The organism is Alteromonas sp. W12 (assembly GCF_001924945.1).
Taxonomy (GTDB): domain Bacteria; phylum Pseudomonadota; class Gammaproteobacteria; order Enterobacterales; family Alteromonadaceae; genus Alteromonas; species Alteromonas macleodii.
The window spans coordinates 1,254,787-1,274,532 of record NZ_LQXH01000001.1; the positions used below are offsets into that span (position 1 = coordinate 1,254,787).

General features: G+C 44.9%; 11 protein-coding genes. 7 read left to right on the forward strand and 4 right to left on the reverse strand.

Going from position 1 to position 19,746, the window contains the following annotated elements:
* Positions 1-39 precede the first annotated feature (39 nt).
* The 3 genes from AWH61_RS05325 to AWH61_RS05335 all read left to right on the forward strand — a co-directional run bounded on the left by AWH61_RS05325 (position 40) and on the right by AWH61_RS05335 (position 3,943).
* Entirely contained in the window at positions 40-1,182 is a 1,143-nt protein-coding gene (locus AWH61_RS05325; RefSeq protein WP_075176393.1) for an alpha/beta hydrolase family protein, read from the forward strand.
* The gene (gene kynU / locus AWH61_RS05330) at positions 1,172-2,407 is read left to right on the forward strand and encodes a kynureninase (RefSeq protein WP_083605860.1); all 1,236 of its coding nucleotides are present in this window, start codon (positions 1,172-1,174) and stop codon (positions 2,405-2,407) included. The genes AWH61_RS05325 and kynU overlap by 11 nt, the downstream gene beginning before the upstream one ends.
* Positions 2,408-2,539: 132 nt before the next feature.
* The gene (locus AWH61_RS05335; RefSeq protein ID WP_075176395.1) at positions 2,540-3,943 is read left to right on the forward strand and encodes a diguanylate cyclase; all 1,404 of its coding nucleotides are present in this window, start codon (positions 2,540-2,542) and stop codon (positions 3,941-3,943) included.
* 19 nt (positions 3,944-3,962) lie between these two features.
* On the opposite strand, the gene AWH61_RS05340 is transcribed toward AWH61_RS05335, so the two are convergent.
* Both AWH61_RS05340 and sbcB read right to left on the reverse strand, forming a co-directional pair.
* Positions 3,963-5,618 carry a FapA family protein gene (locus AWH61_RS05340; protein WP_014976276.1) on the reverse strand — a complete coding sequence of 552 codons (1,656 nt, stop codon included), beginning with the start codon at positions 5,616-5,618 and terminating at the stop codon, positions 3,963-3,965.
* Between the two features lie 127 nt (positions 5,619-5,745).
* A complete protein-coding gene (sbcB, locus tag AWH61_RS05345; RefSeq protein WP_075176396.1) occupies positions 5,746-7,176 on the reverse strand; it encodes an exodeoxyribonuclease I in 1,431 nt (476 codons plus the stop codon).
* Between the two features lie 241 nt (positions 7,177-7,417).
* On the opposite strand from sbcB, the gene AWH61_RS05350 reads away from it, so the two are divergent.
* The 3 genes from AWH61_RS05350 to AWH61_RS05360 all read left to right on the forward strand — a co-directional run bounded on the left by AWH61_RS05350 (position 7,418) and on the right by AWH61_RS05360 (position 13,015).
* On the forward strand, positions 7,418-11,200 hold the full coding sequence (locus tag AWH61_RS05350) for an ATP-binding protein (protein WP_075176397.1): 3,783 nt from the start codon (positions 7,418-7,420) through the stop codon (positions 11,198-11,200).
* Between the two features lie 148 nt (positions 11,201-11,348).
* Complete coding sequence (locus AWH61_RS05355; RefSeq protein ID WP_075176398.1) at positions 11,349-12,416, forward strand: isoaspartyl peptidase/L-asparaginase family protein; 1,068 nt, start codon at positions 11,349-11,351, stop codon at positions 12,414-12,416.
* Between the two features lie 179 nt (positions 12,417-12,595).
* Entirely contained in the window at positions 12,596-13,015 is a 420-nt protein-coding gene (locus AWH61_RS05360; protein ID WP_014949170.1) for a CBS domain-containing protein, read from the forward strand.
* Between the two features lie 190 nt (positions 13,016-13,205).
* Here AWH61_RS05360 and AWH61_RS05365 read toward each other — a convergent pair whose 3' ends face one another.
* Together AWH61_RS05365 and AWH61_RS05370 are read right to left on the reverse strand one after the other, a co-directional pair.
* Positions 13,206-15,524, reverse strand: a complete 2,319-nt coding sequence (locus AWH61_RS05365; RefSeq protein WP_075176399.1) for a phytase — start codon at positions 15,522-15,524, stop codon at positions 13,206-13,208.
* A 144-nt stretch (positions 15,525-15,668) separates the two neighbouring features.
* Positions 15,669-18,374, reverse strand: a complete 2,706-nt coding sequence (locus tag AWH61_RS05370) for a TonB-dependent receptor (RefSeq protein WP_075176400.1) — start codon at positions 18,372-18,374, stop codon at positions 15,669-15,671.
* A 374-nt stretch (positions 18,375-18,748) separates the two neighbouring features.
* On the opposite strand from AWH61_RS05370, the gene AWH61_RS05375 reads away from it, so the two are divergent.
* Positions 18,749-19,660, forward strand: coding sequence for a diguanylate cyclase domain-containing protein (locus AWH61_RS05375; RefSeq protein WP_075176401.1), 912 nt, complete (start codon positions 18,749-18,751; stop codon positions 19,658-19,660).
* Positions 19,661-19,746 lie beyond the last annotated feature (86 nt).

The following is a 19,746-nucleotide window of genomic DNA, read 5'->3' on the forward strand; positions in this document are numbered from 1 at the left end:
TTTCGCTCTGTGGTTCAATATAAAGAAAAATACAAAAGCATGAAGACAGTGACTAACGTTATCAATTCTATAACCCTTGCGGTTGCGCTATCCACTTTAACGCTTGTTGCGAAAGTCCAAGCTGACTCATCGTTTTCAGTAAACTCGACTTACACAGACACCCACGGTAACAATGGCACTCACTACGAGGAATCACGTTCTTTATCGAGTAATGAAGACACCCACGATGACTTAACTCTGTCTGCGCTTCACGAAACTCAATCAACCGTTGATGTTTCTAACAACGCTGTTTCGGAAGACACCCACACTAACGAAGAAAAAAAGACTTCGGATGACACCCATGCCAACAGTGCCCATGCCAACAGTGAATCGTCAGCTATCTACCCCAAGAAAATAAGCCAGGTACCTTATTCAGCGTTGGGTGTCTTGCCAACAAGCGAAGCTGATGAACAATTCAGCTACGGCGATGACCCATTACAAACGATTTATACTTGGCATGGACGTTCGTCTACGAACGAAAAGTATGCTGATAAAGCGTTAATATTTATTCACGGTGGGTGTTGGCTTAATGCCTACGGTTACGAACATGCGAAAGGGATGTACCATGCTTTAGCAGAGCTTGGGATGGGTGTCTACGTAACAGAGTATCGGCGCGTAGGTGATGAAGGCGGTGGCTGGCCCGGTAGTTTAGACGACGTGACACAAGCAATAAGTACAGCCTTAAAACGAATAGAGAACGAAGGGCGCTACACTAACATTTACATTGCGGGGCATTCTGCTGGTGGGCACTTAGCTTTGCTTGCTGCGCAACGCCTTTCTTCGTCATCCTTGAACTTATCGCGCGCAAACATAAAACGGATTATCGGGTTAGCGGCAATTACGGACATCCAGTCCTATGCCATGGGCCATAACAGCTGCCAGTCGGCTACAGCGAAATTCATGAATGGAACGCCTGAAGATGTTCCAACCGCGTATCAAAGGGCGACACCAAGCCCAACCCATGGCAGTTTGCCAATTACACTACTCCAAGGCGATGCTGATAGTATTGTGCCAGCGCGCCACGCTGTATTATCTGGAACCAACCAAAAAATAATCAAAAATGGTGGCCATTTCGATTGGCTTCACCCTGAATCAACATCCTTTGATGCTTTACTTGAGGTTATTAGTGAACATGATGAATAAGGTTTTTTCAGCTGAACAACTTGATATTAAAGATCCACTCCGTGACAAGGCGCAGGCGTTTTCGCTTCCCGCTAATACGGTCTATTTAGACGGCAATTCGCTAGGGCCTCTGCCTAAGGCAGCTAAACAGCGAGCTGACGAAGTTGTCAGTGAACAGTGGGGAAAGGGGCTCATTACAAGCTGGAACAAGCATCAGTGGATCCATCTACCTCAAATAGTGGGTGATAAGATTGGCGGCTTGATTGGCGCTAAAAGTGGCCAAGTTATTTGTTGTGACTCCATTTCTATTAATCTGTTTAAAGTATTAAGCGCGGCGTTAAAAATGCAGCCAAGTCGCAAGGTAATAGCGACTACCCGCGATAATTTTCCTACCGACATATACATGGTGCAAGGCCTGCTTGACTTACTAGGCAGCGATTACAGTATTCGCTATGTTGACGAAGCATGTATTGGATCACAGCTAACTGATGATATTGCCGTACTGATGCTGACACAGGTAAATTTCAGAAGTGGCAATAAACTCGATATGCAAATCATTACCGAGCAAGCCCACCAAAAGGGCATTTTAACTTTGTGGGATTTAGCGCACAGTGCTGGAGCATTTCCTGTCAGCCTAGACGCATGTAATGTGGACTTTGCAGTCGGCTGTACCTACAAATATCTAAATGGCGGCCCTGGCGCGCCAGCGTTTATCTATGTCGCTAAACGACATCAAGCACAGTATCAACAACCTTTGTCTGGTTGGATGGGGCATAGCTCGCCTTTCTCATTTTCTCCTGATTACGCTGGCGACAATTCCGTGAAGCAAAACTTGTGCGGTACGCCAGGAATTGTTGGAATGAGCATTTTAGATGCGGCATTAGACGTATTTGAAGATGTATCACTTAAAGCTATTGATGAAAAATCCAAAAAGCTACAGGCATTTTTCATTGCTGAAGCCAAGCGCGCAGGCCTTCTGGACAAATTTTCCATTGTAAGCCCCAGCATCGATAATCGAGGTAGTCAGCTTGCTTTCGCGCACGACCACGCTTACGCCATTTGCCAAGCTTGGATCGCTGAGGGGGTGATTGCAGATTTCCGTGCACCAAATATTCTGCGAATAGGCTTTGCGCCTCTGTATTTAAGCTTCGTCGATATTGAAAAAGCGGTGGCAAGCCTTACCGAAATTATGAATGAAATGCGCTATGAAAACGATGAGTTTCAGCAAAGACAGAGCGTTACCTAGCTGAAAAGCGAGATTATCAGCTAAATAATTGCAATTTTTGAATTTACGCTTAATACTTCGCGGTTGTCATCGATATCTTCACATGTTTTGGGTGTGCAGTTGAAAAAAATAAGAAAATATCTGCTTTGTACCATGTTGTTTGTAGGAGCGAGTTGTTTTAGCGCGCTCCTACAAGCAGAAGCTGGTCAAAAGGCGGCATCTGAACAATCTAATAATGTAACGTACTGTATAGATCCTAACTGGGCGCCTTACGAAGCAATCAGAAACGGCATCCATGTGGGGATTTCTGCCCAATATATGCAGCTTATTGCTGAAATATCTGAGTTAACGTTTACCCTAGTGCCCACTGAGAGCTGGCAACAGAGCCTAGAGTACGTTCAGCAGGGGAAGTGCCAAGTTATCCCCATGCTAAATACTTCCGACTATCGAAAGCAGTTCCTCGACTTTAGTGTGCCGTATTTTGAAGCGCCCAATGTGCTGGTGGCTAAGTCTGGAATGCCAATGATACAAGGCTATGCTGGAGTGGGAAATCGAGTAGTAGGGATTGTTCAGGGTTATCGCCAAGTTGAATATATTTCACGTCACTATCCGGGGTTACGTTTAAAGCTTATTCAGTCTGAAGAAGAAGGGCTAAAGCAGCTGGCGAATGATGAGTTTGATGTAATGGTGGGCTCATTAATGAGCGTGAATATGCACATCAATAATTTGAAGCTGAAAGACCTCAATATTGTTGGTTACGCCGAGCCCTTCGACTCATTAGCTTTTGGTGTGAACAAAACCTATGGCCACCTGGTGGACAAGCTTAACTTTGCCATTGAGCGTATCCCAGAAACGCGAAAGGTAGAAATTTATAAGCAGTGGAATAATGTCCAAGTTCGCTATAGTCGTAACTATGTCGTTATGGTTTTGAGCACCGCAATTGTCATTTTAGTTTTCTTGCTTTTTACTTTTAGAAATAGAAACGTTAGCGGCTACAAGCGTATTATTAACCAGAAAAACGAGGAAATAGGTGCGTTACAAGCAACCTTGTTAGAAAAGAACAAGACCCTTGCTTTCTTGTCTGCTCACGACACGGTAACGGGGCTATATAACCGCAATCATATGATCCAGCGTGCGGAAGAAGAAATCTCACGTTTCCATCGATTTCACACTACGGCTTCGTTAATTGTTATCGAACTAACCCCTGTAAGCGATGACAGAGATTCAATTGAGCCCTCGGCTAAAGAAGAGGCGCTAAAAGCCGTGGCAACGAATTGTCTAAATACCGTTCGAGAAGTCGATGTTGTTTCGCGTTTTAGCGGTGAACAGTTCATTATCTTGTGCCCTCAAACCGAGTTAAAAGCAGCTAAAAATCTTGCAGACAGATTGTTAGACTGCATTTCTACCCATCACTCGCTTGTCGAGAGCTTTAAAACGGCCATGGGTTTATCTGAGCTCAGGGAGTCTGAGGAATTCACAGAGTGGTTTGAACGCACCATGAAGGCACTGTACCAGTCAAAGCGCCAAGGGTATGGCAACGTAACTGTAGCACAGTAACTTCAGTGAACTAGTTAGGTCAAATTAAAGGGTCGTAGTGCCATTGGTGCGAATCGTAACGAATTTGCGCCCTGTCGTATTCTCGCTCAGAACGCCAGTTACGGTTATTAAGCTTCGCCGATACTCCGGGATAAAGACGTTTGTTTGCGATAAGTTTTATATCAGACTGGTAGTTTTCTTTTGCCGCTTTGACGTCGTTGGCTTTGTTTTCAAGCCACTCCAGCAATGCGCTCTCATTGTTAAAAAGCTCTAACGCTTCAGCTACTTTACGTTGAAGCTCTTTAGGTACTTTCTTACCTTGAATAAGGTTAATCTTTTCTTTGTGTTTAAGATTGTTTTCGCGAATTTGCTTCAACAATTCATCTAAAGAGTCTTTGCGCTCTAACAATTGGTTAAAGCCCGGGCTAAAATCAACTTTCAACGTACTGCCAGATACAGCGCCTAAAGTGCCAGCTTCAACGCGATCTTGGCTGATAATGTCACAAGCAAATAGGTTTCCCATGGGCTTATCAATTTGTCCAACTATGACTGCGCCGCCGCAACGCAGGCGGCTATACGCCAACTGACGACCAACAGTAATATTACCGCTACATTGAATATCAATGCCTTGACCGTGTTGAACGTGGATACTGCCGGCTGCGACTAGTTGGCATTGGAATTCACCTTGGGTATCGTTAACTTTACCCATCGCGCCTTCGGTAATGATGATGTCGCCGCCAGACTCGATATACGCCGACTCCACAAAGCCGTTAATGGTTACATCACCAGCGGCCTTGATTTGCATTTTCTCTGTAACATCGCCGTTTACCAATACTGCACCTTCGTAATTCACGTGCCCAGAGCCAACGTTCACGCCGCTACAAATGAAGGTATCGTCAATGTTCATTATCTGGTCTCGGTATTTCGGCATACCAGAAATTGCAGACATTAATAAATTGGCGTCGCTGTCGGACACCACGGTGCCGCTGCCCATTTTAAAGTTAACCCATTCGCCCGCAACGGCTGGAATTTTATTCCCTTTGATATCGAAGCCAGAACGGCCCTGAGTTGGCTCGGTTCTTCTCAGCACAGGCGTGTTCACTTTAACGCAAATTACTTCGCCTAAATTACGCATGTCCACGCGCTCGCCATCACCCGTCTGGGGTTTTAACACCCTTTCAAGTGCGTTTGGTACCAGGGGAATAAATTTTGAGTTTTTGCCATTTCTAGCTGGTAGGCCTTTCGCGACAATTTGCTCTAGTACTGTGCCTGGAGGAGACTGCCTTGCTTGGGTAAGCATAGATTCAATGGTTTTGGTGCTTAAGCCACGAATGATTCTGTTTTTTACTGCTAGAGATTTAACGGTACTTAATGAGGGAAGTTTACCGCCATAGGGTGTGGTCAGCACAAGGTTCGCCTGCATCCCATCCTCGGGAATGCGAAATTCAATTTCAGCATTTTTGCGCTCGCCAATGCGTTCCTGAACAACAGTGCTATCACCCGTCTTAAAATAATGATTAGCTGTATCACAGGCCGACTTTAACGCTTTTTCAGAAACATACAGCCGCTTAGTTTCACCGCTCTCTAGTTGCTTTCTTATTTCCCTACTATCAACTTCTGACGTGAAATCAGAAGGATTCAACTGTAAGTTAATGTAGGTTCTTGATTTGTCGAAGCTTATTGTTACGCCATTCATAACTTCTTTATTCCCTTGCGCACGTGTATTCTTTTTATCGGCGGCATCTATCGATTACTTGACGTTGACTTTTTCTCGGCCTGTCTATTTTTTTCATCTACTAATTTAAGGCGTTCTAAAACGCCCGTCAAAGGTTTTCGGCATATTGGTAAAGTGCGCGTAAAATGGCCTGCTTCTCAGGATTGTCGCTGTGTTCATGCGCCAGTGATTCTAACCGCATCATATAGTTTTCTAATGTGATTGAGCCGTGAAAAGCTGAATCAGTCAAGCGAGCTTGGCGATGATGCTGCCACCTGGTCATTTCATCTGCGGTCAGCGTATTAGGATAATTTCTAGCGCGGTATCGAAATAGCTGCTTTCTGAGCCCTTCGTGCTGTGTTTTTTCACTCAGAGTGGCTAAATCATCGGGCTGTGCTTCAATTACACGCTCACACCACCTTCTGTCTTCGTCATTAAGAAACCCACCACTATATAGTGCATGATCTATATCCAGTTCACCACTTTGAATGTCGTCGTCATAGACATCTACGATTTTAGTGGCGAGCTCGGGCATACTGGCAAGTACTTTGTAATTGTCTAAGCAGCGCTCTCGATCCAGTCCTAGTCGGGCGGCATTGTCTTCTGTCATTGCTTTAGCTGTGGTAATAAACGGCGAGCGGTTGACGTGAATGAGCTTAAGTCCTGGTCTTTCTAACGGATCGTCAAATGTATCTGACGGGGCATAAAGCGCCTGTCTTATCTCTTCTGGTGTGTCATTCATTAAACTGTCAATGTCATGCGATAAATCAATAGCGATAAATGCATTGCTGTTGGTTGGGTGCTTAGCCACAGGCATAACCCAAGTGCAACAGCCTTGAGAGGCAGGGAGTTTAGACGAGATATGAAGCAATACCGATGGTTTAGTGAGATCGATTTGCTGCATCACCGTGTGTTTACTGCGTAACGACAACGCATAATCGAAAAGGCGAGGCTGCTTTTCTTTTATCAGTTTAGCAAGGGCTATTGTGGCGTAGACGTCACTCAAAGCATCGTGAGCGTTTTCGTGGCCAATATTATTAGCTGCAGTTAACGCCTCAAGTTTAAAGCTTGGTGCACCATCTTCTCGGCGTGGCCAATTAATACCATCGGGTCTCAGTGCATAGCACGCTCGCGCTAAATCGATTATATCCCAACGGCTATTGCCATTTCGCCATTCACGTGAATATGGGTCGTAAAAGTTTCTATAAAACAGGTAGCGGGAGACTTCATCGTCGAATCGGATACTATTAAAGCCCACACTACAGGTATTTGGCGTCGACATTTCCTGATAAATTCGCGCGGCGAAGTCAGCTTCGTTAGAACCGTCGCGAATGGTTTGCTGCGGTGTTATGCCGGTCACCAAACACGCTTCTGGATGTGGTAAATAATCATTCGCAATGGCGCTCATGATATTTATGGGTTTACCAATCACATTTAAATCCATATCAGTTCTTACTGCAGCGAATTGGCAGGGGAGATCTTTTTGTGGGCTGGTGCCAAAGGTTTCAAAATCGTGCCACAAAAATGTAGGTGTGTGCATAACCACTATTGCGATGTTAGAGAAATATTGATGGCAGTGTACACCGCGAGAAATTGAATACCAAATGCTGGCGTTAATATGAACAGTGATTTACTTGTTCGCCATCGGCAAGACTTAAAAAAACGCGTTAATCATTGTCTTTTTTTGAGTATTTTGCGTTTTGATGTATCACGCGAAACTTGCGCATTAACAAAATGATGACTAGCTTTAAGTTATCAAAATTTATACGGATATTGCCTGTTTGTCGTTCCTTAAATCCAGTTCATCCATCAGTGAAGCTAAGAGTACTTTAGGCTTAGCGTTAGTACTTGCAACAGTGCTTGTTGTACTTGTTGTTGGTTTGTTCGAAAGTAATATCAAAGCGACGGCTGAATCTCAAACTTTCACGGCATTAGAAGAGAGTGCCGCCAGTGCTGAAAATGCTGCAAACTCTCAGGTGAGAAAGTATATCAATGCGCTTAACTTTCTACATCAGACACCACCTATAAGCGGCATCGTCCGCGCGACTGAAAATGAAAATCTAGACCCCAAAGACGGTACGACGTTGGAACAGTGGAAGCAGCGACTAAAAACGATTTTCGTTGCTTTTATCGAAAATAACGAAGAAGTCGATCAATTAAGGATCATTCAAGCCAATGAGGATGGAAATGAGTTTATTCGGGTGGAAAGAAACGGGGGAAGTGTTTTAGTAGTTAAGGACAACGATTTACAACCTAAAGCAGCGAGAAGTTACTTCATAGAGAGTGTTAAGCGCAATAAGGGCGAGTTTTATATTTCAGAAATCAATTTGAATCGTGAATATGGGAAGCTCGAGTTTCCTTATAAAAGCGTTATTCGCCTTTCTCTTCCAATCTTCAGCAGCTCTGGTGAGCGTTATGGTTTTATAATCATGAATGTAAACGCCCAGTTTCTACTGTCGCAAATGGAACAAACGCTTGTCGGCAATCAATTGCTATTTGTTACCGACAGTGAAGGCTTTTTTGTCAGTCATCCAGACAGTGATAAGTCCTTCTCCAGAGATTTAAATCCTATGGTGAATTGGGCGAGCGAGTTCGAAAGCCCTTCGAAAATAGGCAGGGCTAAAATTAAACAGACCGCACAGACAAACTCATCTTTGTATACGGTCACTCGTGCTTTTACGATAAACGGAAATCAGCAAACCGCCCCGTTTTTTCTTCATACGGCATTGTCTCAGTCAGAAGTGGCAGCCCTTATCAATGAGAAGAGGATTAGCGTTTACAGTGTAATTGGGGTAGTTACGCTAATTTTTGTAAGCGTTTTACTCTTCGTACACCGAAGTAACAGTAAAAACATTGAGCTGGCTAAGGTGCGCGGTGAGTCCGTTGCTATTATCGCTATATCTAAAGATGCGATTTTTAGCGTAGATTCTGCTGGCGTGGTGAAAAGTTGGAATATGGCAGCCGAGTCACTTTTTGGGATCCCAAGCCAGCTTATTTTAAATCATCACTATTCGTCATTTGAGGAGCTTTCTCTATTAGGGCTTGAATCGGTTCTCACCAAAGGCGGAAAGCAAAGTACCTTTACAACCCCTTACACCGATGACGAAAAAGAAGAGCACACGCTACTTATAACCGCATCTACCATTTGGGGTGAACAGTCACAGTTTTCAGGCGTTGCTGTTGTAATTAGAGATGTGACCGACGAACGCAAGGCAAAAGACGCGATAGAAAGGGTAAACCTGAAGCTTGAAGAAAAAGTGGTAAGCAGGACGAAAGAACTTGTTGAAGCGACGCAAGAGGCGCGAAAAGCGAGCAGTGTTAAAAGCTCTTTTATTTCCAATATTAGCCATGAAATGAGAACACCGTTAAACGGGGTAGTTGGCTCGTTGGCGCTACTTAAGCGTCAGCCCCTTAATGAGAAAGCTGAACAGCTTGTTTCCATGATGGAAATTAGCTGCAACAATCTCAGCGTGCTGATTAACGACGTTCTCGACTTGTCTAAAATTGAAGCGGGCAAGCTTGATATTAATAATCAATATTTTGACCCGCTTGCACTTATCGAGTCTATCGCCAAGGTCTTTACCGTTAAAGCAGCTTCTAAAGGACTACAGCTTCTTGTTGACACAACAGGTCTTCCCCCCGTGGAAATAAACTCAGATCCACACAGAATCAACCAAATTCTTAGTAATTTATTGAACAATGCTATTAAATTCACTGAAGAAGGGCATATAAAGCTACAAGCATCGTTAAGTGATGTAGATGCGGGGACACAACAGCTTCATTTCAGCGTATGTGACACGGGCGTAGGGATAGCTCAAGAAAATCAGCCCAAACTGTTTACCGCGTTTACGCAGGCTGATGCATCTGTTGCTACCCAATACGGAGGTACCGGACTTGGCTTGTCTATCTGCAAGCAATTGAGCCAGCTTATGGGAGGAGACATTACGTTCAACTCTGAAGTGGACATAGGCAGTACCTTCTCATTTTTCGTTACTCTTCCTGAAACAACGTACGACAGCGCGTTCGAGCATAAAATGGCGGTGGAAAACGAAAGTATGCTGCTTAACGGGATCACAATCGGTGTTTCTGCAAGTTATCCACCTTTAGAGGAAAACATCTGTTGTTTAGCCTTACACGTCGGTGCAGAGCCGCAAGTAATAGGTAAGCATTCTGAGTTAGGAACAGTACCTTGGACGCAATTTAATGCCATTATTGTGGATGAGGCCAGTTCACTCATTCGTGAGCTAGATGATATATGGCAGGCACAAGCTGCCACTAAAGACGCTGGTTCGTTACCTGTGGTTTATATTCTTCAAAAACTAGAAGGGACACCTTTCCACTTCAATCACCTTGTGCCGCTTTACTTGCCAAAGCCATTATTCAGGTCGAGTTTTGCAATTGTCCAACAAGGGTTAGACGCTGCGCTGTCGGGATATACATTAAACCAGTCAGATATCTCATCGGGTAAAGGGAAAGCTGAGGACATCTCAGACGGTGAAGAGGCAGCAGACGATACTGAGCAGCAATTGTCTATTGATAATGCCAACTTATTGATAGTTGATGACAATATGATCAATCGCGAGGTGGCGAAGGGAGTGCTGGAAAGTTTACCTGTTAAATTGTTTACCTGCAGCGATGGTGAGGAAGTTGTGGCGTTCTTGACGAAATGTGAAAGCAAAGGCCGCAGAATTCACAGCATATTGATGGATTGTCAGATGCCTAATATGAATGGTTATGACGCTACCCGAGCCATACGAGAAGGTAAGGCAGGAGCGATGCACAAAGATGTGCCTATAATTGCCATGACAGCCAATGCCATGCTCGGCGAAAAAGAGAAATGTTTAGAGGCAGGTATGGACGACTTTGCGACAAAGCCTGTCATGGCCGATGTACTTATTCCTAAAGTGAAACAATGGTTAGTACATCAAATAACGGCATTAGCAAGTGCAGAGCTTAACGATACTGATACGAGGTCAGGTACCGGAATCACTGTCAGCGAACCTCCACTGGTTGACAGTTTGTTGAGTGCCATCTCAAAAGAAATGGACTGCGACACGCTATCGCATTCAAGAACAGAGGCTCAGTCAAGTAAAGAGTCTGAAGTAGAAATAGCCCCCACGTTACAGAATGCGAAAATAGCTAATGATATCGCCGCTCGCGAGGGCTCGGAGAAGGAGGCTGAAATTGATAACGTCAGTAAAACTCAAGTTGATGAAAACAATTCAGAGGAGCTTGATGGATGTTGGGAAAAAGACGATGCCATTGCTCGGATAATGGGCGATAAAGCGCTATTTTCTCGTGTCTGCGACCTGTATTCCAGAAGCGCGCCTGACAAGCTTAAATTACTTCAGCAGGCTGTTGATAGTCGAGACTTCGAAAAGGTTCAGGTGCTTTCATTGAAGCTCAAAGGTATGTCTGCAGATATTGGTGCCGTACAGTTACAACGAGACTTTGAGAGCTTATGGGAATTGTCAAAGGCGAAAAAGTGGGAAGACGCTGAAGCGCTACTCCCTTCCATCACCGATGATCTTAATACTTTCTTAGAGATCCTCGAGGTAGCCTAGCCTACCTAAGCTAATTGTGTCATCTTACGTCTAAGGTCGCGTAAAAATCGCATCAACAGAGCGCGTTGAATTGATTCTAGAAATCTGTACTCAAACCATCTCACAGATTATGCGCGCACGTAAAACGTAGCTATTAGGAGTAAAGCTTTTGAACCCATCTCGTATTTTTCGCCAGCCGAATAAAGTTCGACATGCACTGTATGCAATAGGCGCGCTTGCTGCATCGTTTGCCATTACGAGTGTTCCAGCATTAGCGGATGATTCCAAACAATTAGGAAAAACACCCGTAGCTATCGCTATTCATGGCGGTGCAGGAACCATTTTAAAATCATCGATGACGCCAGAAAAAGAAGCGGACTACAAAAGAGTATTAACCCAAGCGGTGCAGCATGGCTACGCCTTGTTGCAGAAAGGCGAAAAAGGTGAAGTGGCGGTAGTAGAAACCATCAAAATTCTTGAAAGCTCGCCGTTATTTAATGCTGGCATCGGTGCGGTATATACCTTCGACGGTGAGCACGAGCTTGATGCGTCGATAATGCACGGCGGCAGTAAAAATGCAGGTGCTGTTGCGGGGGTGAAAACAATAAGAAGCCCAATAGAGGCTGCGTTATTGGTAATGAATGAATCTCCACACGTTATGCTTTCTGGGAGAGGCGCTGAAGATTACGCAAAAGAAAACGGCCTTGAACAGGTAGACAACACTGTTTTTGATACCGAGTTTCGCAAGCAGGCTTTAGATAAAGCGAAAGCACGTATGCAGCAAGTCTCGAGTGGTTACGGTTCGCAGCAAGGCAATGAGCGCTTTGGCACTGTTGGAGCCGTAGTATTGGACCAAGAGGGCAATATTGTCGCGGGAACATCCACTGGCGGAATGACGGCTAAACGGTATGGACGTATTGGAGACTCGCCTGTTATAGGAGCGGGTACCTATGCCGACAATGAAAGCTGCGCGGTATCGGCTACAGGACATGGTGAATATTTTATTCGATACAACGTGGCAGCAGATATTTGTGCGCGAATGAAGTACCAGGGTTTAACGTTAAACGACGCTGCGAACACTGTAGTTAACGACGTACTAGTTAAAGCCGGTGGCGATGGCGGTGTGATTGCTATTGACGCTAAAGGTAACGTCGCTATGCCGTTCAATTCTGCGGGTATGTACCGCGCTAGCGTTGACATAAATGGTAAAGTGAAAGTGGCAATTTACAAAGACTAACTGCCAAAAAATATTTGTTAGTTTAATGTTAAATGTGCTGGCTTGTATGCAACGAAACGTCTAATCTTAAAGTGTGGGGGAAAATTGCTTTCACATGTGGTTAAAAATAATTGAAGTGCCGTAACGCCAATTAAGTCGCAGTATCGGTCACATTAGGCGCCACGGCTGGAGAATTGAAAATGGAATCGTTGCAAGTCAGTGATTATATGAATACTCACCCAGTGAAGCTTAATGTCGATATGCCCGTTGCGCAGGCCGTCGAAGTGCTGTTAGCCAGTGGGCAGAGTGGTGGTCCGGTACTCGATAGCAAAGGTAGAGTGGTGGGCTTTTTGTCTGAGCAAGACTGTATCGCTCAAATGATCGCGTCAAGCTACTATCGCGAACAAATTTGTAGAGTAGGGGAAATCATGAAAACCCCTGTAATTTCTATCAAACCTTATATGTCGGTAATAGAATTAGCGCAATTACTGTTAAAGGAAAAGCCGAGAGTTTACCCCATTGTTGATGATGATGGGGTACTGTTAGGCTCAATTAATCGAACGGCCGTGCTACGGGCTATTGATGTTCAATTGAATGATGGATACCAGCGCGCGGGTTAGACATTGTTTGGGATAACGCACTTTTATTTAGCTTGGTAGGGTTTAGCGCTGCAGGTAGCGTAATGAATGAAGATGCGGCGCTGGGTTAGAACGGCTTGAAGCTAGTGCGGCGCCATGCATTTAACATATACCAGAAACGAGGCGTTAACTTGCTTAACGCCTTCTTTTTATTTACTTTTCGAATTATCCGTTACATGTCTGAGTGGCGTTCACGCTTGGCGCTCGCTAATTTTCTGATCGCATCTTTAAGTGAGGCACCAGCAACTAGCTTAAAGTTTTGGGTCTCGCTAGGCATGACGTTTCTTCCATCTTGTACTACCCAAAGCCCTTCGGCGAACCTTCCTCCCAAGTTAGCGTTGGTTACATCAAGCCCATCTGTTTCCGACACGCCGTCAATTTGCGTGGCTTTATCTGCCGTAATTTGAACAAGACCCATAAGTTTCAAGACTTCAGGGTTTTCAGTGTGTACGTGATAGATAGCATAGCTGTTATTACCCTGACTAGATGCGATTAGGTAAGTTTGTGCATCTACATTAAACAGAGCCAAACCTTCTACATCAGCTTCTACCGGGGCTTCTATCTCAGCGATGAACTGAGGCTGATTGCTGTTTGAAGTAATATCCAAGGCCCAAATCCCAGCACCTTCCTCACCTAAGTATGCCGTGCTTGTTTTAGTATCCACTACACATCCTTCTGGCTGTGAGGGCAGTGAAAAGGACTGTGTTAAGTGTCCATCAATAGTTTTGTCTGGGGCGATAGACACGCTATATCGTTCGAAGCGACCACTGGTGTCGTTAGCAAATACATGAGCTATTCCGCCTGACACAAACAGACACATGCCGTATATATCATTGAGTGTAGTGCTTATGTGGCCGAGTTGAGTCATATGACCGCGTTTATCTATTTCAAAGACAGACAAACTGTTATTCGACCGGTTTGATGCCACTGCGATATCGATTAGTGGCGTATCGCTTTGCTGAGCTTTGGTTTCTGCCACAGATACCTTGTATCCCACATCAACGTTATTCACTCTGCCAACAGGAAGGCTTTGCACTAGCTTGCCGGCTAAGTCATAGCTATTTAATGCGCCTTTTTTGTCGGTGCCGATTATGCGGCTTTGTGAAGCGCTGTGCGAGTTGACCCAAATGGCTGGGTCGTCAGCAGCGTCGCCATGATTTTCCACTGGGTCAGTTTCAACATCGGGTTTAACCTTGATAGTGAGGTTTGCATGTTGGGATGCGCTGTTATTTGTATATGCCTTCTCCATGTGATTTTCTTTTGGCGAGGTAGCTTTAAAATCGGTGCCGCATTGTCGATGAAGTAAAGCTGCGCTTAGTTTTGAGGGAAGTTCGGCAGTAAACATGTCGCCTGATTCGTCATCGTCAACAACAAAAGAAATGTGTGTGCCTTCTTCACTTAACAACAGGTGAACAAATTCAGGCTGAATAAAAGTAGACTTGTTGGTTGCTTTCAACTGGCGATCTGCTGAGTTACTTTCGTTCGCAGTATTCATTAGCGAGACAAATTGCGTAAGACATGGCGTTTTAAGCCATACCCCGCTGGCATCCGGACTCACCCAGGCAGCGATATCCACGCCATCTACCGTCGTTGAAGATAGGGTGGCTACACCTTCAATGGCAACATCTTGATCGTGAAAAATAAGGTTTTTTGCTAGCTCACTTTCAATATCGGTGTCTAATTGCCACACACCGGCAATTTCGTCAGCAAGGTATAGCGTTTCGGTATTGGCATTTATCGCGCAACTTTTAATGCCTGGACCTATCGCAAAGTCTCTAAGCGATAAAAAGCGCCCGTCATGAAATTCATACTGATTCAGTGTGCCTGTCGCATCGATATTAACAATTTGCAGTTCGCCAGCGCTTGATGTTGTAGCACAAATGGCTTCAGAACCATTGGTCAACTGGGTTTGCGGTTGACCAACCTCAAGAGACGCGGCGTTAATGCGATACACCTCTATGTACTGGGTGTTGTTATTGAACACTACTAAAGACACCCATTGTTTTGAATTAGACTCCACAACTTCAGCATTTGCTAAGGTGTAATGTCCCGCAATGAAGTGTTTTTTTCCTTCAGAGTTGCTTAGTGAAATACCCTTATGTTCGTTAACATTAATGTTGATAGCGTGGGTGTCATCGTAAGCTTTATGTTTGTTGTTGGCGCGGGCGTCCTTGCTAGTTTTGTTAGTATGGGTGTCTTTGTAAGCGTCTTTGTAAGCGCTTTTGGTGTTAGAATGGTCGACGTGCGTTTGGTAGTGCAGAGTTAGGCCTAAACCATTTTTTAGCTTTGTTAGCGGTAATGCGATGCCTTGGCTTTCTGCTTTTACTAGCTGGCTTTCGCTGTGCGCTAACTTGATATTTGCACTGGTATCTGCGCTGGTATTAGAATCGTGAGAGGCTGCGCAACCGAACAACGTCAAAAGTGCGCTTGAAAGTGCCGCTGTGGTAAATGTGGTTTTAAAAACTGTTTTGGTGTGACGCTGATTGGTCATTGTTGTTATTGTCCTGAAACTTACTGAGATCAAACCATGCATGGCGCATCGACTAAAACATGGCTTACGGATTATTAAGAGCAAGTTCGAAGGCCAAATTACCTACGGCCTTCAAACCCGATAATTAACTTTCGATATACCTGCCTAGTTAAGCTGCCAAGTAAAGCCAAGTTCGAACGTGCGGCCGTATTCTTCATACTGCGCGTTTTGGTTGCGCGTATCGAAATAGTTGTAGAAAGGTTCGTCACCTAAGTTGATGCCGTTGAAATACACCTGCATGCTGTCGTTGATGTAGTAGCGCGCCATGAAATCAACCTGTACGTGGTCGTCTTCAAATCTGAGCATGTCACCATCAATCTCTTCGAAATTGTCGCTTTTATAGGTGGTGGCTAGACGTACACTGAAGTCATTCGCTTCGTACCCAATGGTGATGTTGCCAATACGGTCTGATTGATTTGGTAACTGGGTTTCAAATTTTTCGCCATCTAAGAAGGTAGTCGCTTCAGAGTCGGTAAAAGTAGCATTGGCGGAAACAATAAAACCGTTATTGAAAGCTTTCACCCAAGAAAGTTCTAAGCCGGTTAAATCGGCAGAGTCGCCGTTAATTGGCTGTATGACCTCTTCAAAACCTTCCCAACCGGTTGTACCTGCAACATCAGCGTACACAACGAAGTTATCGATATTCTTGTAGAACAGCCCTGCTGAAACTACACCAATGTCACCTGGATAGTATTCAATCGACAAATCAACGTTTTGTGCTTCGTAAGGCTGAAGGTCAGGGTTGCCAACTTCCGCCTCTCGTTCGGTCACAAATACGCCATCATTTTCTTCCGTTTTACTCTCGATGATTTGAAATGCCGCTACATCTTCAAATTTTGGTCTTGAAATAGTCTGGGTGTAGGCAGCGCGAAGCTGAAGTTTGTCGGAAACAGTGTATCTGGCATTTACACTGGGTAACCAATGATCGTAGTCGCGCTCCGCTTCCCATGGCGTATTTACCACTTCTTCCACGTCGGTTTCTTCGTTTTCTACAAGCTCTACTCGCATACCCGATGTAGAAAAGTCAGTACGTTCATAGCGTACACCTGCTACCAAATGAAGTTTATTTATATCTACGCTGCCCATGATGTAAGCGGCAAAAATATCCTCTTCATTCACATAGGTCGCGCCACGAGACTCTACTTCAGAATTTAGGCTGTCTAATTCCAAGCTCTCGCGGTTTTCGTTAAAGTAGCTACGCATTTCACTTCGATTAAGCCCAGGCCCAAAGTCATCAAGAGAGTAGTCTGGACTGGCAGCTCCGAATTGCGAAGCGTCTAGGTCGTCGAATTCTCCATCAAAAATAGCGATGCTGCTGTCGCGGTCTTTTTCTCGGCTTCGGTATTTCGAGCCAATTTTTAACTCACCGATATAGCCACCAAGGTTGATGGGGCGGGCGGCGTCGAATTTAATACTGGTTTCGGTATCTTTCGTGTAGTTATCTTCAAAGCTGATCTCATCGACTTCATAGGTTGATAAGTCCATGGCATCAGCGTTTTGTGACACGGTTGGGCGCATAGTATTTAAGTCTGCGTCGATACTGTCATTTTCGGTTTTGAATACGTAATACAGTGCATCTGGCTCGTCTTCATCAGACTTTGCATAACCAAGCTGCCAGTTTGCTTTCCAGGTATCTAGTTGGTGTTCACCACCTAACGCCACAGTAAAAATACTCTGACTTTCAAAGCGGTCTTTACTTTCTCTTTCTATTTCTGAGTCTTCGCCATCGAACGTGAATATATTACCTTGACGGTATTCGTCGTCAGAAAACTCACTGTAAAGTGTGCGAAGAAAGTATTGGTTGTTGAAGTCAGGACGAAAATCGATATTTAACGCACTCCCCAAACGTTCGCGAGTGATCGTGTAGTGACGTTGCTCAAGCTCATCGTCACCGTTACTTTCAACATTGTCTGAACCAAAATCTCGGTCAAAGTAGGAAATGGCGCCAGCCACCCCCCATTCAGGGGAAAGCTTCTTGGTAAACGTACCAGAAAGCTTTGGACTGGTTTCATCGCGTAAATCATTTTGACTGGCTTGCACGGTAATGCTCGCGGTATCACGAGCCTTATCAAACGCACTCACGCTTTTCACCGCGACTGAACCACCAATGGCGTCTCCGTCCATGTCGGGCGTTACCGATTTAGACACCTCTAACGTTTGGATGAGTTCAGAGGGAATAACGTCAAGGGCTACTGAACGTACGCCTGATTCAGGCGAGGGAATATTCAAGCCGTTAATGGTTACGTTATTCAAGTTGGGGTCGATACCGCGTATGCCGACGAAACGACCTTCACCCTGATCTCGCTCAATCGACAAGCCAGGTAAACGCTGTAACGACTCAGCAGCATTTTGGTCTGGAAATTGTCCAATGGCATCTGCGGATACAATAGACGAAATACGATCTGACGTTCGCTGCTGGTTTATGGCACTTGCCTGACCGCTTCGTTGACCGCGCACCAAGATCTCATCGATGGTATCGCCGCTGCCAAACTCCACGGCTGCGCGCGCAATGCCGTTGTCTGTCACTTTTATCGCTTGCGTAACCGTTTCCTCACCAAGATAAGAAATTTCTAGCGTGTAAGTACCCTCTGGAATAGAGGGAAACCGAAATGTACCGTCTGTGCCTGCTTCAGTAACTAGTCCTAATTCTTTAAGCTTAATTTGAGCACCGGTATAGCTGCGCGTCTGTGCGGCGTCTTTTACTGAACCGATAATTACGCCATCAGCAGCTGAAGCAGGTGTAGCGACGCTAAGGCCCATTGCCGCTATGCAGGCAAGTGTTAGAGAAGAGTACGCGGTTTTAATTTTCATTTATTTTCCAATTAATTAAGCAGTAAAAAGGCGTTTTGAATAAGTGCTAAGTAAGTGAATGGGTACCCTAAGAATCCTGCATGACAGTTATATGACGATTTGATGGAACAAGCGGTACACAATCGGTAATTGTTGCCTATTTGCAATTGGCTGAGCTAAATTGACCCTTGCTTAAATTACTGATTTTGTTTGGTTTGTGTGTCTTTTTTTATGCTCCTAAAGTTCGCTGCCATCAAGATGTCACATTGCTGAGCCAAACTGACCCTCGACAGTTTCATCAGATTTGGGCAAGACTCTCGTTTTGTTATAAACGCTGGCGCTGGCCGGACTAACGCGTGATGTATCCAATTCAAGAGATTCCCAAAGAGAGCACTATGTTTACCTTTACAAATTCAACACAATTTAGGCATCACAAGCTTTGGCTAGCATTTACATTTTGCGTAGTGGCGTTAGCGGTTTGTTTAGCTTTTATGTTTGGCAATGCAAAAGAAAGCACCGTGATATCAGGCCTCGATATTGTGGGAGAGGGAAGCATTGCTTTTTTAACTTTGGCGTGGATGCTAGCTGCGCTTGCCAGCCGTCCCCCAGGTAAAGTAACGAGCCTTCTCACGGTAGGGCTCGGCTTCTTTCTATTTTCAGTTAGTTTAGATTTTTTGGATGAGTTTTTTCATTATCCTGAAGAGGCTTATTGGCTTAGCATGATTGAGTCTTATCCTGCGGCTGTGGGTATGGTAGTAATGACCGCGGCACTGTATCAGTGGCACCTAGAGCAGCGCGCGTTAAACTTGCAATTACGACGCAGAGAATGGGACTTTCGCGATCACGATGCTATCGACCCCATCACTCAGCTTTACCGCGCAGAGTATTGGAAAACACAAATTAATAAATTACAGCAGTCTGGCAAGTCAGCTGTCATCGCCATTATCGATATCAATAACTTCTCTTTGTTCAACCAAAAACATGGGTATACAGAAGGCGATAGGTATCTGCACGATATTGCGCAATTGGTGATTATGAATTTGCGTCAGCAAGATTTAGCGTGCCGCTATGCCGGCGATAGGTTTGCTATTCTGATACCTGACGTCTCGCCCATGCAGGCTGACGTTATCCTCAACGGTATCAAAGTGAGCATTCAGCACCTTGCGTTTAGACACAGCCAAAATGCAAACGCTATTTACACCACCGCTCGCAGTACTCAAGTGACTTTGTTACCTAACCAACGCCTTGCGACAGTGCTTAACACCATGCTCTTAGAACTTGAGCGTGCCCATGGTAGCGCAGCGTAATTAGGCCGGTTTGGTCAGTGTATTTGGCGATAGTAATTGGTAGGGGTAACCGGTGAAGATGAATGAAGATGCCTGCAACGAGTAAC